We start from the raw sequence: 17,572 nt of genomic DNA, 5'->3' as shown, positions 1-17,572 counted from the left end.
TAGACTTTTTAAACAAAAAAACTGTCCCAAATAAATTTGAGACAGCCTCTTTTAATTTAATCTGTTTGAAAAAAAAAACTGCGAAATCATAGGTGACTAATGAAGAAAAGTAAGGTCGCCGCCGAACAAGCGGCGAAGTAGTTCCGAATGAGTTTCGAAGATAGGATCAACAACTAGTACAAAATATCCTTCGCACTAACTTCCTATTTTCTTCGCCATTTTTCCTGACATTATTTGCCCTTTGTCCCTCTTTTGGTTTACATTTAGCCTACTGTTTACCTATTACAGTAGGCCAATAGTAGGCTAAATGTAGGTCAACAGTAGGTGAAACTTAAAACCAAGCTAGGAAATCATAGAAGGAAAGTGTATAGTTGAGTTCTGAAGGTAACTACTGTCGAAAGGTTGGACTCAAAGAAGGTCGAATGGTTGGCGTTGAAGAAGGCAAACATCAAAAAGCTATTGAATTTGCACGTACAATGAAACAAGATGGCGTTCCAATGGCGCAGATAATGCGTTATACAGATTTATCTGCCGAGGAAATCGAAAAGCTTTAATCATATAGTCCACTACTACCTAACAACCCAATTATTTTTTGATTATCGTCCGGTATTTATAATCTTTGTGTAGATTATAATAAATAAATTATGGGAAGTTCCCACGAGCAGTCTCTAAGTATAGCGTTGCCAAATCCCATCCGGTATTATCCCATGGGCGATCAGGCGATTGTCCTCTCTTTCGGCGATACGCTTTCCGAAGCGCTCAATACGCAGGTACGTAAGGTTGTGGCTTGTCTCGAAAATTGGTCACAGCCCGGTCTTATCGAATGTGTTCCGGCCTATACGACGATCACGATTTACTATGATCCGCTGACGATTACCTATCAGGAGCTATTGTCGGCGCTCCAAATGATTGTACAAGATATACCAGAGGATACAGAATATAAAGGCCTAAAAAAGGAAATCCCTGTCTATTACAATGGGGCTGATCTAGCTTATGTAGCCCAATATAATGGGTTGACAGAGGAAGAAGTTATCCGTCTACACAGTACCCCCGAATACCGAGTATATATGATCGGTTTTGTTCCCGGATTTCCCTATATGGGCGGTATGGACAGTCGGATCGCGACGCCACGAAAGGAGGTGCCCCGTTTGAAAATAGAAGCGGGTGCAGTGGGCATCGCGGGGGAACAGACTGGCGTTTACCCAATCGAAACTCCAGGTGGTTGGCAGATTATCGGACATACGCCGCAGCAACTGTTTGACCTAACGCGGGAGAGCCCTTCGCTGCTTGAAGTGGGTGACCGCGTATGCTTTGTTCCCATAAGCTATGATGAGTTTGTACAACAAAAAACGAAAAGCAATGGGCATTAAGATCGTCAAAGCAGGTATGCTAACAACGATACAGGACCTGGGGCGCTACGGGCTACAGCGTTACGGAATGGCTGTGAGTGGGGCGATGGACAGCTATGCGCTCCGTCTTGGTAATAACATCCTCGGAAATCCGGATAATGAAGCCGCGATAGAATGTACTGTTCTTGGACCGATAATTTGCTTTGAACAGGCTCAACTTATTTGTTTGACAGGGGCAGACCTGTCGCCCATGATTGATGGTAATCCACTGCCCATGTGGAGACCAGTCCTGGTTGAGGCTGGTTCACTGCTCTCTTTTGGCCGACCACATTTAGGTTGTCGGGCTTATATTTGTTTTCAGGGTGGGCTTGATATCCCCGAAATATTAGGAAGCAGGTCGACCTATAGTAAAGGAGGATTGGGTGGCTGGCAGGGAAGAGCGCTTCATGAAGGAGACCGCATCGCTTTCCGACATCACTATACGGGCAAAGATAGCTTGTTCCATTGGAGCATGGATCCCGGCCTATATCCTGACCTGACCACGGAGATTATTCGGGTGCTGGATGGACCTCAATTTACCTGCTTTGAAAGTAACGCGCAAAAAAGCTTCTTTTCGGATGTATTTACCATCAGCAACAACTCAGATAGGATGGGGTACCGGCTGACATCCAAACCGCTTCGGCTAACAGAACAGAAGGAACTGTTGTCAACGGCGGTGACCTTCGGGAGCATACAGGTGCCGCCTGATGGCAATGCGATTATCCTAATGGCTGACCATCCGACCACAGGTGGTTATCCGGTGATTGCACAGGTGGCCACCATAGACCTGCCACTTCTGGCTCAAAAAGGACCAAATGATCGTGTCAGATTTGAACGGATCAGCCTGGATGAGGCACATGGCCTACTGAAGAAACAGCATACGCAATTAAAAAAACTGAAAAGTGCAATCGCATTGAAATATGAATAAACAGCTTACCGTAGATTTGAATTGTGACCTGGGCGAGAGCTTCGGCTCTTGGAAAATGGGCGATGACGAGGCGATCCTGCCTTATGTTTCCGCAGTAAATATTGCCTGCGGTTTTCATGCCGGAGATCCCGCAACGATGATGAGGACTGTTCAGCTCGCTCTGAAGTACAAGGTCAAAATAGGCGCCCATCCCGGCTTTCCGGATCTGGTAGGTTTCGGTAGGCGTGAGATGCAGCTTTCAGCGCGGGAAGTGTATGAACTGGTCGTGTATCAGGTGGGGGCGCTTGCTGCTTGTGCCAAAGTTCAGCAAACGACTTTGCAACATGTAAAACCGCATGGTGCGCTTTATAATATGGCGGCAAGAAAACCTGAACTGGCAGATGCGATAGCAGCAGCCATCTATGATATAGACCCCGGACTTATATTATATGGGCTCTCGGGAAGTGAACTCATCAGAGCTGGCAGAGCAAAGGGATTGAATGTTTATAGTGAGGTCTTTGCCGACCGTACTTACCAACAGGATGGCACATTGACTGCAAGGTCAGATAAACATGCGCTGATCCATGATCCTGAACAGGCCGCCGAGCAGGTGGTTGGTATGATTAAAACCGGAAAAGTTATTTCCCTGCAAGGTACTGCGGTCGATATCCGGGCCGATACCATCTGCTTGCATGGCGATGGCGAAGAGGCCGTTCAATTTGCCAAGAAAATCAACCAGACGTTAAAAGACAAGCAGATACTTATCCGATGAAACAAAAAAACACCTCAGCGCTTATTGGTGCGGCATTGTTGATGGCGACATCGGCTATCGGTCCGGGTTTCCTGACCCAGACCACGGTTTTTACCAAATCACTGGGCGCCAGCTTTGGATTCGTAATTCTGGTTTCGATCCTGATTGATATTGGCGTTCAGCTTAATATCTGGCGTGTGATCGCCGTATCCGAAATGAGGGCACAGGATATCGCCAATAAATTGCTGCCCGGGCTGGGGGGATTTATTTCCTTGCTTATTATCCTCGGTGGACTGGCATTTAACATTGGTAACATCGCCGGGGCTGGACTAGGGCTGGAGGCGCTCTTTGGTGTTCATGTCATGACCGGGGCCTGCATCTCTGCATTGATCGCCATTGCTGTTTTTATCAACAAGCAGATCGGCAAAGCCATGGACCGTTTTACGCAGCTCATGGGAGCAATTATGATATTGGCTTTTATCTACATCACACTGATATCTTCGCCACCATTGGGCGAGGCGGTACTGCGTACGGTGGCTCCTGCGAAAATTGACTTTGTCTCTATCATTACGCTGGTCGGAGGAACTGTCGGTGGCTACATCACTTTCGCGGGTGGTCATCGTCTGATTGATGCGGGGGTAAAGGGATTTGATGCTTTACCTACCGTCAATAGGAGTGCTGTCATGGGGATATCTGTTGCTTCGCTGGTCAGGGTATGTTTATTTTTGGCTGCACTGGGCGTGCTGAGCCAGGGTCTGCTGATCGAGGATGGTAATCCTACAGCTTCGGTCTTTCGGCTTGCTGCTGGCAATTTTGGTTATCGCCTGTTTGGCCTGGTGATGTTCGCGGCATCGATTACCTCCATTATCGGTTCGGCGTATACTTCCGTATCATTTATAAAAACATTCAGTGCACGGATCGCTAAAAATGAAAATTGGGTTATTATTGCCTTTATCTTGATTTCGACCATCATATTTGTTTCTGTAGGTAAACCCGTTCATTTATTGATTATCGCCGGTGCGGTAAATGGGATTATATTGCCCGTCTCGCTGACAGTGATGTTAATCGCTGCATATAAACCGGCAATTGTCGGTGTCTATAAACAACCGTTGATCCTCACGCTGATTGGCGTGACAATCGTTGTCTTAATGGCCTTTATGAGCCTGCGTGTGATGATGGATCTATAATTTTTTGATGGTGCAACCGCAGATGTCAATATTTCCACCTAAATGACCGAAAATTACCCCTCAAAAAAGCAGCGGCATAACGATATTTGGTATAATAACTAAATATAAACCCAGCTGATGATAACTTTTATGAGGTCGATACTTTCGGGTATTGCTGTGTCTTTGGCACTATATGCTCCGGCACAGCACATAGATTTAAAAAACTGGCCCGAAGGGGCCAATCCCATGACCGTTGGCCGTTTGGTCGCACAGCGTTTTGTCGAAAGTCCACATAACAGCTTTAAACCGCCGGCACCGCCCAAATCCATTACTTATCCTGAAGTATGTACCTGGTATGGGGCATTGAAGTTTGCGGAAATCTCTCAGGACAAAGCGCTGCTCGATAAGCTGACACAACGCTTTATGCCTTTTTTTGATACCGAGAAGCACTTGGTACCGCGACCCTGGCATGTGGATTTTGCGGTGTTTGGAACGGTTCCACTTGAACTTTTCCGGCAGACAAAAAACAAAACTTTTCGCGAGATGGGGATGCGTTTTGCCGATGCGCAATGGAGTATTCCTATTGATTCGCCCCAAACGGTGAAAGATTCCTACCAAAAGTTTCTGGACAAGGGGCTGACCTGGCAGACACGCTATTGGATAGATGACATGTACATGATCACCATGCTGCAGTCCAAAGCATTTCAGGTGACCGGGAAGCGTAAATACATTGATCGTGCAGCACATGAAATGCTTGTCTACCTCGATACCATTCAAAAAGAAAACGGTCTATTCTATCATGCCCCGGATGCACCTTTCTTTTGGGGTAGGGGAAATGGCTGGATGGCAGCCGGGATGAGCGAATTGCTATCTGCTTTGCCCAAGGATAACCTCAATAGACCTGCCATTTTGGCCTCTTACAAAAAAATGATGGCCAGCCTCAAAAAATATCAACGTGAAGATGGCTTGTGGGGGCAACTGATCGATAGACCGGAATCCTGGGTAGAAACTTCGGGGTCGGCCATGTTTACCTATGCGTTGATCACAGGCGTGCGGAACGGCTGGCTTGATGCCAGTGAATACACGCCAATCGCACGTAAGGCTTGGTTGGCGCTGGTCGGGTATATCAATAAGGAAGGGGATATTGCCAATGTCTGTGAAGGGACAAACCGAAAAAATGATGATCAGTACTACCTGGATCGAAAACAAAAGACAGGTGATATGCATGGGCAGGCGCCAATACTCTGGTGCATATATGCCCTGTTAAAAAAATAACCATTATGGAAAAAATCCTGATTATCCTGTTGCTGTTGCTCTGTAGCCATGTAAAGGCACAGCCTATCCAATGGAAAGAACAATATCCCGGTGTATGGAAGGGCACCTTTGGTCAACCTGAAAAATACACCCTGCTGGGTGCTGCAGATAGTAAACCGCGCGCTGCAACACTTGAACAGCTGCAGTCAACGGACTTCCCGCTGCCGAAAATGGAGGTTCATGCCGAACTGATTGACGGGAAAACCTATGTGCGGATGCCATTGACAAAAAATGAACAGATCTATGGTCTGGGACTGAATTTTCAGACCGTTCACCAGCGCGGCAAGATACTTAACTTGCATGTGGACCATTATGGCGGCAAGGACGACGGACGCACACACGCCCCCGTTCCTTTCTATGTCTCCTCCAAGGGCTATGGTGTACTTGTTAATTCCGCACAGTATCTGACCTACTACGTGGGGACTGCTGTTCGTAAAGACGCCAAGGAGCCGGCAGAGGCCAAGGATCGCAATACCGATAAAAGCTGGAACTCGCGCCCGTATTCGGATGCGGTGGAGATCTATATCCCGACAGCAGGTGTAGAGATCTACGTCTTTGCAGGTATCAATCCCTTGGATGCAATCAAACGGTATAATCTATTCTGTGGCGGTGGTACATTGCCTCCACGATGGGGGTTGGGATTTACACAGCGAGTACAAAAACTCTATACGGCCGAAGAGGTACTGAATGAAGCCGCCCAGTTCGAGGAACACGGTTTTCCGCTTGATTTCATTGGTCTTGAACCCGGATGGCAGTCGCGGGCCTATCCATGCACGTTTGAATGGGATAAAGGGCGTTTTCCGGATCCAGCTTCTTTGATCAGGAAATTGGCTGCCAAGGGAATCCGTCTAAATCTTTGGACAAATCCGTATATCTCACCCGAAGCCGGGATCAGTAAGGCGATCGAACCTTATACGGGCTCCCATACGGTGTGGAATGGTACAGTTCCCGATTTGAATCATCCCGAAGCCAAAAAAATCCTGGCTAAACAATTCATGGATGCGCAGCTCAAGATTGGCGTCAGTGGTTATAAAATGGATGAAGTCGATGGTTACGATTATTATCTTTGGCCCGATATGGCCAAATTTCCATCGGGTATCAGTGGTATCCAGATGCGGCAGACCTATGGTGTACTCGCGCAGAAATTAACCGATAGTTTGTATAGAAGTCTGAATAAACGCACCTATGGACTGGTACGCGCATCGAATGCCGGAGCCAATAGTTTGCCCTATGTTATCTACAATGACTATTACAGTCATCAGGATTTTATCACGGCACTGGTCAATAGTGGATTTTGCGGTGTACTATGGACGCCGGAAGTGCGGGGATCGACAACAGGGCAGGAGTGGCTACGTCGCTTTCAGTCCGTTGTCTTTTCGCCAATGGCCATGATCAATGCCTGGTCCAGTGGGACAAAACCCTGGTCTTTTCCCGAAGTCGCTGATCAGGTGAAATATTATGCACAATTGCGGATGGAGCTGATGCCTTATTTATATTCCGAATTTGCAAAGTATCACTTTGAGGGTACGCCTCCTTTCCGGGCGATGGTATTGGAGGAAGGTTTTCAGGGGCAGTCCAAGGCGGTGCTGGGCAATCAGGATCTGGAAACAAATCCATATCTCGAAGCCGTCAGCAGGGAAGTCAAGGATCAGTATATGTGCGGTGAATATATACTGGTCGCGCCCTTATTCGCTGGAGAGTCATCCCGAAAAGTGTTGTTGCCAAAAGGTAATTGGTATGATTTCTATACAGGAAAATACGCGGGTAATGGAGAAGAGATCATAGCCTCGCCGGATATGGACCGCATACCGGTCTACGTCAAAGATGGTGGTATTATACCCATGATGGGCAGCCGTTTACATGCGCCACTTTCAAATGAAAAGGTTGATTTGACCATCCGTCATTACGGGGAGAAAGAGGGAAGCTATCAGCTGTATGATGATGATGGTGTGAGCTTTGACTATGAAAAAGGAAGCTATGCCTGGCGTAGGGTGTTGGTCAAAAAAAATGAAAAAGGGAGTCTGAGTGGCGAAATATCCAAACCGCAGCAAGGAAAACCAAATACGTTTGGAAGGGTTCAATTTGAATTTATGACAAAATAGGAATAGTAAAACCGCTTGTCACTGATGGTGGAATCAGGTGCTTTTTTGGATAAAATGACCATTTTTTACTGCTAAAAAGAACAGAATTTACCCCCTTTGACAAGAGGAAGTGCCCGATATTTGGGTAATAACGAATTATAAACAATAACCAAATAGGGAAATACGGGTTAGTCTGTCATTAGCTTCGGTCGATAGCGAAGCCGGGACGAAATGGGAGCATGATGGTCCGAATTCCATAGTATAGTAAATAACCAATTAATAAAAATCTAACTTATGATGAAAAGTATCACAAAAATGGGGTGCTTTGTACTCTGCCTATTTTTACTAATGGGCAGTATGGGCTTACCGCTCTTTGCCCAGCAGAATATCCGGATTTCAGGCAAAGTGAGCAACAGTAAAGGCGATGCGCTACAGGGGGTGAGCGTCCGTATTAAAGGAAAGAGTCAGGGAACGAGCACAGATGCCGCCGGGAAGTATCAGCTTGAGGCTGCTCCTACGAATACCCTCGTATTTAGTCAGGTCGGCATGAAAGAGGAGGAACGGGCCATTGGCGGTCAGCGACAGATTGATGTACAGTTGGTCGAAAGCGATAATGCGCTGGATGAGATTGTAGTGACCGGCTATGGTAGCGTCGCCAAAAAACGAGACCTAACCGGGGCAATATCTTCTGTCAGCGCAAAAAAAATTCAGGAAAGACAACCCATTAATCTATTTGATGCCTTACAGGGACAAGCTGCCGGCGTACTGATCGTTAACGATGGTGGTGGTGCTCCGGGGGCAACAGGCTCCATACAGGTGCGGGGAACCTCAACGTTGAATGGTGGCAACGGGCCTTTGTATCTGGTCGACGGTGTTATCAATCCGGATGGCGCAAACATTAACCCTACGGATATCGAAAATATCGAAGTGTTAAAAGATGCTGCCTCTGCCTCAATCTATGGATCGCGCGCAGCAAATGGTGTTATTTTAATCACAACCAAGCGTGGTGCAGAAGGAAAACCGCTGATTAACGTCAATTACAACCACCTGTTTGGCCGTCTGGCACACTATATTCCGGTGAGTAATTCGGCTGAAGTGCGCGAGTTTAGAAACATACAGGGACAAAATAGCAATATAGACTCGTTAAATCCGAGCTTTAATGCGGATAATGATCTTCAAAAGTTGCTTCTCGGCAATCTTGCGCAAAAGAAAGAGATCAAGTTGAGTATAGGTGGTGGCCAAAAAAATCTTCGTTATTACAGCAGTTTAAATTATCTGGATGATAAGTCCATTATCCTGAATAGCTATGCAAAGCGTTTGCAATCGCGGATCAATGTGGAGTATCAGGCCTCATCGAAACTGAGATACTCCAACAATATTTCCTTTGCCTGGCAAAAAGGCAATAGCATTCCAATTGCCAATACTGTTCGTGTCGTTATGGACAGGCCGGCCTATTCGCTGATCTATTATCCTGACGGATCATTGACGAGTTATGTTGGATCTAAACGAAATCCGGTCGCCAATGCATTGTATGAGCAAAATATTGACGAAACCTATTCTGGTCAATTTAATAACCAATTGGACTATCAGTTGACGAATGATCTCAAATTGACGACTTTGTTCAATGCACGGTTGGATAACTTGCAAAATACAGGTTTTTCGCCTCGTTTTCTATCGGCCAATAAAGATCAGAACAATGGATCGAATGAATTTACCAAGACTTTCTCCTGGGAATTCCAGGCATTTGCCAATTATAACAAAACATTCGCACAGGACCATAACGTATATGCCCTGTTGGGATTCAGTGCCGATCGTAGACGTTTCGATCGCTTCCATTCTGAATATCTGAACAGTGTAAACGAGGAGGTCCTGGTCACATTTCCGGATTATCTAACCTCATCGAAGACGTATACATCGGCGACTGCAAATGCAACAGCCTCGTTATTCAGCAGAATTGGCTACAACTATAAAAGCCGCTACCTCTTGCAAGCTTCCTATCGAAGAGATGGCTCCTCACGATTTGGACCGAGCAACAAATGGGGGAATTTTTTCTCGGGATCTGCCGCTTGGCGTTTTTCGGACGAAAATTTTATGAAATGGGCTAAACCGGCATTACAGGATGCTAAACTCAGATATAGTTTTGGGCAGCTAGGAAATGATAAAATAGGGGATTACGAATCTTACGCCAAAGTAGCATTTGGTGGAAATTATAATGGTGTGGGGGGAGCTTCAATGACCCCGACATTAGGTAATTATTTGATCAAATGGGAAATGACCACACAGAACAATGTGGGTTTGGATCTTACATTCCTCAATGGAAGATTGGGCTTTACTGTGGACTACTATGTGAAGACAACCACGGATCTTTTATATCCAAGAGAATTGCCAAAAGAAACCGGATACACAAAACTACAGGTAAATGTGGGATCAATCCGGACCCGCGGAATGGAGTTTGTCGTTAATGCCCGACCGATCGTTCAATCGAATTTTACCTGGGAAATCAATGGAAACATCTCCTTTGAGCGTGGCAAGGTCGTGAAACTCGCCGACGGCATTCCCTTCTTTCCGGGGAATAAATGGTATCTCGAAGAGGGAGGACGCATCGGTAATTTTTACGGATGGCGTAATCTCGGTGTATATGCTTGGGATGAGTCCAATGCCTACAACGACAACTGGGATAAACTGACCCTCGTACTTGATGACCAGGGGAAGCCATTGTATCGTGACGGTAAGCCTGTTTATACATCAGACGGTCAAAATTACGAGGGTCCGGTGCATCATCTATATGCTCCCGACGGCAAGCTGAAGGGGGGCGATGCCGAGTGGTTCAACAACAAACGCGATAGCTTGATCAATGACGATGATCGCATGATCCTGGGAAATCCTACCCCTGATTTCTACTTTGGTTTTATGCAGACATTTACCTACAAACGCTTTTCTTTAAATGTGCTATTCAATGGGGCCATTGGTGGAGAAGTGTATAATGCTTTGTTGCAACGCCAGAACTATCCTTCAAATACCGGAGCGGGGTCACCGGATATGGTATACAATGTATGGCGGAAACCGGGGGATGAGGCCAAGTATCCTTACTACCCTGAAAGAAATAACCGTGGAAATATGAAGACGAACCAAAACAGTCTGTACATCGAAGATGCTTCGTTTATTCGACTTGCCAGTGCACGTCTGGCCTATACGTTTAGTCCAAATTTGGCCAATAAATTGAAAATGAAAGGCCTTACAACCTATATCTATGGAACAAATCTATTGACCTGGACGAATTATAGAGGCTATGACCCTGAATTCAGCACAACGAATCCGTTGACACCGGGCGAGGACGATGGCCGTTATCCAAGAAGGAGAGAGTTTGGTTTCGGTGTAAATGTTAATTTTTAGAAGATTTCAATTATGTACAAAATAAAAATTTTAGCAGCATTACTTTTTTTAGGCACCTTGGGTGGCTGTAACAAATTCCTTGACGAAAAACCACTTGCAGATGGGACATTGGATCAGCACTACAAAAATATGTACGATGTACAGGCTGCAATGGCCGGCATGTATAGTGCTTTTCAGCTGGAAATGGTCGGGAAAGAACAGTATACCGAGAAATATCTTTACTGGGGAGAATATCGGTCCGATAATTTCGATCGCTTTATTAGTTATACCAAGGACTATGTCGATGAAATTGTGTTGAACAGTATCACTCCTTCGAATGATTTTTCAGATTGGAGTGGCCTGTATACAACCATTGGGCGGGCGAATAACAACATCAAATATATCCCGCAGGCGGCACAGTTGGATAGTCGGATAACAATGGCTATGCAAAATGATTATTTGGCCCAGAGCTATGCGCTTCGCGCCATGTCTTACTTTTATATTGTTCGTGTCTGGGGTGACGCACCGATCTGGTTAGAACCCTACGAAGATGTGCAGCAACCTGTTGAAAGAGCGCGTGAACCGAAGGAGAAACTCCTAAAAGATGTAATTATTCCAGATCTGGAAAAAGCCTATTCATTGATTACCAAAGATGCCAGAAGCCCCTTGTGGACAATCGGTGAGGCTGGAATATGTGCGATTATGGCCGATGTATATATGTGGCAGGGAGATCATGAAAATGCGATCAAGTGGATAGAGAAATTATTCCTGGCAAAATCACCGACCAATGTTACTTATGCTGGTTTAAATGAAACCAATCTACAGGATGCTGCGACCTGGAAAACCATCTTTACAAATCCATCTTCCAGCAAAGAGACCATCTGGAGTATCCACTGGGATTACCTGAAAAATGGCTGTGCCTGCATGCAAACTTCCTGGACATCAAATAACAAACAGGTGATTGTGGATGAAGGGATCTGGACCAGCTGGTTTCTGCCACAGACAACAAGTACACCAAGTCCGGATATTCGGCCAAAACAGACCTTGGATGTTTATTTCGGTATGCCAAGCAATAAGCGGGATCGATTTATTAAATGGTATCCGACAGAAGCAAATCCAACTAAAGCGGATCCCTGGCCTGCAACCAATCAATTGCTTCCGGTCTATCTGACCATGTACCGCCTGAGTGACATTTATCTACTGTATGCCGAGGCCCTGAACGCAAGGGGCGACAGGGAAAAAGCCATTAAATACTTGAATTTTGTGCGCAAACGTGCTCAGCTTCCAGCATATGATGTGAGCGCACCCGAATTGGCAACCCCTTATGCACTGGAAACCGCAATTCTGAACGAGCGGCAGCTGGAGCTTTTCGGAGAAGGGAAAAGATGGTTCGACCTGGTCAGAACAAACCGTGTCAAGGTCGTGATGGACCCTATTCTGAAACGTAGACAAGAGGATGCCGGAAACCTGGAAATGCCGGGATTCTTAGACCCTAAAAATCGAGCTTACTGGCCATTGAATAGAAATGTTTTGAACTCCAATAGTTTGTTGGTTCAAAATCCGGGGTACACAGATTAATGCGGGAATTTAGAAAAGGAAATTATGAAAAGAAATTTTAACATCAAGTGGATACAAGTGGGAGTGATGCTCCTGACTTTACTGACAACTGGCTGTTCCCTTTTTGATATGGAATTGCAGGAAAATTACGATTATGAACATAAAACGCTCGATCCTAATATTGGCATTAGCGCGAGGAAGTTTTTAGAAAACCGTTCCTATGGAACTCCTGAAAATCCAACAGATACCGCCTTCAAATGGATGCGCATGGGTTTGGAATACGCCGGCATTGATCTGAATGAACTGGAAAAAGCAGATCGAACATTTATTTTTTTGCACAATGATGCCATTAAAATCTGGGATGTGAAGACAAAAAAGGTAACGGGTGGACTCTTTTTAGATTTTCCTATTGTGACAGGAGTAGATGGAACCGGAAAGCCACTGACCAAACCTGCGGCGAAATGGGAAGATTATAGCAAAGAGGACGTACGGAATTATTTTCTTTATCTCATCTTGCAAGGGAAATATAACTTCGCTGATCTGAGCATCGACAATGTGAAAGCAAAAACTTTATTGCCGGCAAATACGGTCGCCAGTAAAGGATCGCTGCTGGGCTACCTGAATGAGGGGAAAGGTTTTGATCAGGAGGGAGCCATGTATTTAAAGCTGGTGAACAATAGTGATCTGGCTCCGATTCAGATTAATAATAAAACAACCAATAGATCGGGGGGATATGGGGTCACGAATGGTGTGGTGCATGTTTACGGAGTAAAGGGAAACACCACTGTCTATCCTTTTATTTCCTTACAGTAAATTAAAGACCTTCGATAAACTTAAATATGAACGCAAAAAAAATGGTATTTGCTTCGCTCTCACTCTTATTCGTGATCGGGAGCAGCTGTGAGAAACCGGTTATGATCAACATGCAATTAAATGGTGTCGCCTGTGTGCAATGTCATACCATTCAATCTGCGGCCGATCTGCAGGCCCTAAGTCTGCATCCGGGTGATACGGTGATTATGAAATCGGGGCAATGGACAGACCAGGAATTGACCTTTGCCGCCCAGGGGACAAGTCAGCAGCCTATCGTGCTGATGGCTGAACAACCCGGCACAGTGATTCTGAAAGGTATGTCTTCCGTTAGTATTACGGGAAAATGGCTTGTGGTCAGCGGGCTGGTTTTCCAGAATGGATATACATCAGGCAAAAATGTCGTTGATTTCACCTCATCTTCATCGAATTGCCGGTTAACAAATAGTGCTATCGTGGATTATAATCCACCTACGGCAACAACGGACTACCGTTGGGTTTCGATCAATGGCTCTAATCACCGTGTTGACCATTGCTATCTCAAAGGAAAATCACATCAGGGCCCTACGATGGTGGTCTGGGGAACAAACAAAACCATGAAGCACCGGATAGACCATAATTTTTTTGGGGAGCGGGCGGAACTGCCCAATAACGGCGGCGAAACTATCCGTATCGGAACGAGTGACTGGTCCATGACCAATGCCTATACGACGATCGAGGATAATATCTTTCAGCGTTGCAATGGTGAGATGGAAATTATCTCAAACAAAATGGGAGCTGATACCATTCGCAATAATTTCTTCCACGAGAGTCAAGGGACATTGTGCCTGAGACATGGAAACGGTTCTGCCGTCTATGGAAACTATTTTGTCGGTAACGGCAATAGCGCCGCCGGCGGAATCCGTATCATCGGTGAGGATCATATTGTTTACAATAATTATTTTCAACATATGGCGGGAACGGGACAAAAAGCACCCTTGGTTTTAATGGACGGGGTACCTAATTCACCATTAAGCGGTTACTATCAAGTAAAACGTGCAAAGGTGGTGGCCAATACCATGATTAAATGTAAACAGTCATTTGATATCGGTTCGGGGAAAGGGGGGAGCAGCCGTACCTTGCCACCGACAGATGGACATATCGCCAATAATGTGGTGTCGCAAGCGGCGACTTCAACCATGCTGACCTTCACAGATCAACCCGTTAACTTTACCTATCAGGGAAATATCGTCTATGACGTGCCGACGAGCCAACAGCTTCCGGCGGGCTTTACACGTCAGAATCCACAGTATACATTGACCGCTGAGGGAATCTATGAACCGACCGGAAATAGCCCGGTACTGGATGCTTTTGTAGGTAACTATCCTTTCGCGGCAGCAGCCGATGCCGGAGCTCCGAAACTGGACAACAAACACCGTGATCTTCTGAAAGCACAAAATATCGGTCCGGGATTTATGACCGGATTGGGAAATAGTTTGGTTATTAATCCTTAATGATCCTGAACATTATTTTTCTTCATTGTACAAGGAAACCTATTCCCCACCTAAAAGTATGAAACAAACCGATGACTGTTCGGTTTTTCCACGTGGGGAAATCAAACAGTCCATCGACTGAACGAAAAACTCCCCTGACTGCAACAAGCAGTCAGGGGAGTTTTTCGTTCAGTTACCCGGGAAGATGAGACAAACACGCGTTTGTTTCATTTTTCCACGAGGGGAAATCAAAGTTCCATTGCTTTGTTTGTAGCAGTCATAGGACTTCGCGAAACTTCCATGAGACTGGATCGCAATTTTACTGTGCGAAACCGATCATTTACTATACTTTTTGACAGGTTTTGGAGAATGCTTTTTTCGGTATTCTTTATAATTTCCATGTTTTTCGTATTCCAGTGTACCTTCCTCACAATAACTGCTGAGATACACAGAAAATTTATTGCTTTGTTCTTTGTTGGCATTCAGTTGTCGTATGATATCAGAAACGCGGCGGGGTATTTCGAAAAAATTGGAATTGTAAACAAGGTCATCCAGTTCTTTGGTCATTTCGATGCGGCGCTTTGACTCAGGCGGGATATTGTAGAGCGGTGTTAAATCTATCTGTTTTTTGAATATGGTATGTGGTTGAATTTTCAAAGCACGGCAGATCAGGATAAAGTTGTTCAGCGAGGCGCCTTTTCCTCTTTCAACAGCCGCTATTGTATTGGTCGTTAATCCCGTCATATTGGCTACATCTTTCAGTGAGTAGTATATTTTCTCACGTTGAATGCGCAATTGCTCGCCAATTTCCTCAAGTATTTGCTCATTAATATCTCCCATATACAAATGGAAAACTTATTTGCGCATTTTTAGAATAAATAAATTTTAATTTTATTTGCGCAAATAAATATTTGTTTTTATATTTGTTTCAACGAGAGCCGATAAAAAATATGGGAGGCAACAACAGCCTTGGAGAGGAGGTTGAATCTGTTGTTTATGACTAAAATCTAATGAATGAGAAAGTTAAGTTTTAAAAATATCGCAAAGTCACCAGAATAAAATTGATTTCAATTTTATAGACTTGTATCTAGCATCCTATGTTGATAACCCCTATTATTGACTTGTAACTGCCATTCAAAGCATAGGATTAATAAAAAATAAAATATTTGAATCGTTGAAATGGACTCCTTAAGGAGTTTATTTGAGCCCTGTTTTTGCGCAAAAATAGCATAATTATTTTGCGTGAGGGATGTTCTTTGACTTATTGGTATTGAAAAAGGAGAATATAAAAATATAGGCTGATCGGATGTTTTGCTGATCGGTTTGATGATGATAAGAGGCATCTTGTTATGCCGTAGGGTGAGCGCAGTGGCGACTCACTGAATACCCTTTTTTTTAAAAGTGTCGAGTTACATTCTATACTATGTCCTTGATTCTTATTGAGATGCTGGGGGAGGATGTTGATGATGTCGAAATGAAGGGTATACACAACTGATCCTGTAGTATGTATTAAGGAATTCTGGATGTTGATGATCTCAAAATGAGGGGTTTCCACAGCTTTTTAAATAGGGTCTGCTGATAAAGTCAGGCAGTCTCTATAATAATTTAATTAATGGCTAAAGGTAATACAGCGGTTATCGTACTAGGGGGGCTAATCGGGTCAACTTTACGTCCGGTAGGGGATAGTTGTGAACCGATAGACCCTGTCGGCTGGCATTTTGGCTAAAAAACGATGTTTGACGGCAATGGAGCCCTGTTTTTTGGTGAGTGTTTGCTTACCGTTTCGTATACGTTTTGCTCCAAAACGTATACGTTTTTCCTCATTTCGTATACGTTTTGAAGTGATTTTCATACGAAATGAAACAAAATGGAACTGTAATGGAGCATCCTGTATCCTTTTTGGGCCAAACCGTAAGCATGCTGTCGCACAACGGACCCGTTATGCACGGGAACGACAGCGCGCTGAAGCAACTTAGTTCTGTTTCGACCCATAGGGTTAGCGATTTACGCCAAGATAGCTGCAATTTGTCGTAACTTATATACGGTTCGGGGCATCTCGATGGCGAGTTGGAGCAGAACGATCCGAAGATATGCCATCATGTCTTTGATTCGGTATAAAGCGCATGCATTTTTTTTAAAATAGCTTCTTTATATGTAGACAATTGTTGCCACTGGCTTGTCGGCGAGAACAATCCAGCGGTTGCTTGGATCCAGATTATGTTGATGATCTCAAAATTTAGGGTTTATGCAACTAGCTCATGGGCTACTACTGTTTCTTTGCGTGATATTAGAATTTTCAAAATTATATATTGAGGCATCTTGTTATGCCGTAGGGTGAGCGCCAGGGCGACTCACTGAATACCCTTTTTTATAAAGATGTTGGTTAAAATTGATGCTATGTTATTGATTATTATTATGATACTAGAAGGTAGGATGTTGATGACCTCAAAAAGTAGGGTATACACAACTAACTATAATTATATTCGGTTTTACAAAAAGATGTTGATGACCTCAAAATATAGGGTATATACAACTGTAAGTCTATTAAATCAGAGTCGTCGAATGCTGTTGATGATCTCAGAATGTGGGATATAAACAGCTAGATCAATGGATGTATCGGATAGATAATCGATATGGGTAATCTCAAAATAAGGGGTGGTAACAACTCGTAATTCCGTTTCTGAACTTGGTTTGAAATTGCCAGTGATAAATAAAAAAAGGGATATACAAGTTCAAACGTTCTCTGGCTTAAAA

Annotated in this window: 12 protein-coding genes; 11 read left to right on the top strand and 1 reads right to left on the bottom strand. The window is 44.6% G+C overall.

What is annotated here, in order from left to right:
• The first annotated feature begins 422 nt into the window (after window positions 1–422).
• The 11 genes from DCO56_RS29955 to DCO56_RS28200 all read left to right on the top strand — a co-directional run bounded on the left by DCO56_RS29955 (window position 423) and on the right by DCO56_RS28200 (window position 14,839).
• Window positions 423–554, top strand: coding sequence for a hypothetical protein (locus tag DCO56_RS29955; protein ID WP_281259452.1), 132 nt, complete (start codon window positions 423–425; stop codon window positions 552–554).
• A 90-nt stretch (window positions 555–644) separates the two neighbouring features.
• Window positions 645–1,370 carry a 5-oxoprolinase subunit PxpB gene (gene pxpB, locus DCO56_RS28245; RefSeq protein WP_108637021.1) on the top strand — a complete coding sequence of 242 codons (726 nt, stop codon included), beginning with the start codon at window positions 645–647 and terminating at the stop codon, window positions 1,368–1,370.
• The gene (locus DCO56_RS28240; protein WP_181390703.1) at window positions 1,360–2,316 is read left to right on the top strand and encodes a 5-oxoprolinase subunit C family protein; all 957 of its coding nucleotides are present in this window, start codon (window positions 1,360–1,362) and stop codon (window positions 2,314–2,316) included. The genes pxpB and DCO56_RS28240 overlap by 11 nt, the downstream gene beginning before the upstream one ends.
• Window positions 2,309–3,067: a LamB/YcsF family protein gene (locus DCO56_RS28235; RefSeq protein WP_108637019.1), complete on the top strand. Its 759-nt coding sequence runs from the start codon at window positions 2,309–2,311 to the stop codon at window positions 3,065–3,067. The genes DCO56_RS28240 and DCO56_RS28235 overlap by 8 nt, the downstream gene beginning before the upstream one ends.
• A complete protein-coding gene (locus DCO56_RS28230; RefSeq protein ID WP_108637018.1) occupies window positions 3,064–4,233 on the top strand; it encodes an NRAMP family divalent metal transporter in 1,170 nt (389 codons plus the stop codon). Before DCO56_RS28235 ends, DCO56_RS28230 begins: the two co-directional genes overlap by 4 nt.
• Window positions 4,234–4,350: 117 nt before the next feature.
• Window positions 4,351–5,487 carry a glycoside hydrolase family 88/105 protein gene (locus tag DCO56_RS28225; RefSeq protein WP_219929471.1) on the top strand — a complete coding sequence of 379 codons (1,137 nt, stop codon included), beginning with the start codon at window positions 4,351–4,353 and terminating at the stop codon, window positions 5,485–5,487.
• 5 nt (window positions 5,488–5,492) lie between these two features.
• The gene (locus DCO56_RS28220; RefSeq protein WP_108637017.1) at window positions 5,493–7,628 is read left to right on the top strand and encodes a glycoside hydrolase family 31 protein; all 2,136 of its coding nucleotides are present in this window, start codon (window positions 5,493–5,495) and stop codon (window positions 7,626–7,628) included.
• Window positions 7,629–7,901: 273 nt separating this feature from the next.
• A complete protein-coding gene (locus tag DCO56_RS28215; RefSeq protein WP_108637016.1) occupies window positions 7,902–11,000 on the top strand; it encodes a SusC/RagA family TonB-linked outer membrane protein in 3,099 nt (1,032 codons plus the stop codon).
• A 12-nt stretch (window positions 11,001–11,012) separates the two neighbouring features.
• Complete coding sequence (locus tag DCO56_RS28210; RefSeq protein WP_108637015.1) at window positions 11,013–12,557, top strand: RagB/SusD family nutrient uptake outer membrane protein; 1,545 nt, start codon at window positions 11,013–11,015, stop codon at window positions 12,555–12,557.
• Window positions 12,558–12,581: 24 nt separating this feature from the next.
• Window positions 12,582–13,349, top strand: coding sequence for a hypothetical protein (locus DCO56_RS28205; RefSeq protein ID WP_108637014.1), 768 nt, complete (start codon window positions 12,582–12,584; stop codon window positions 13,347–13,349).
• A 26-nt stretch (window positions 13,350–13,375) separates the two neighbouring features.
• The gene (locus DCO56_RS28200) at window positions 13,376–14,839 is read left to right on the top strand and encodes a polysaccharide lyase 6 family protein (RefSeq protein ID WP_108637013.1); all 1,464 of its coding nucleotides are present in this window, start codon (window positions 13,376–13,378) and stop codon (window positions 14,837–14,839) included.
• Window positions 14,840–15,154: 315 nt separating this feature from the next.
• Here the strand turns inward: DCO56_RS28200 and DCO56_RS28195 are convergent, their stop codons facing one another.
• Window positions 15,155–15,658 carry a helix-turn-helix domain-containing protein gene (locus DCO56_RS28195; RefSeq protein ID WP_108637012.1) on the bottom strand — a complete coding sequence of 168 codons (504 nt, stop codon included), beginning with the start codon at window positions 15,656–15,658 and terminating at the stop codon, window positions 15,155–15,157.
• Window positions 15,659–17,572 lie beyond the last annotated feature (1,914 nt).

The organism is Sphingobacterium athyrii (genome assembly GCF_003071065.1).
Taxonomy (GTDB): domain Bacteria; phylum Bacteroidota; class Bacteroidia; order Sphingobacteriales; family Sphingobacteriaceae; genus Sphingobacterium; species Sphingobacterium athyrii.
The sequence above is the reverse complement of the archived record's forward strand: the minus strand, read 5'-3'. Positions and strand labels throughout refer to the sequence as shown.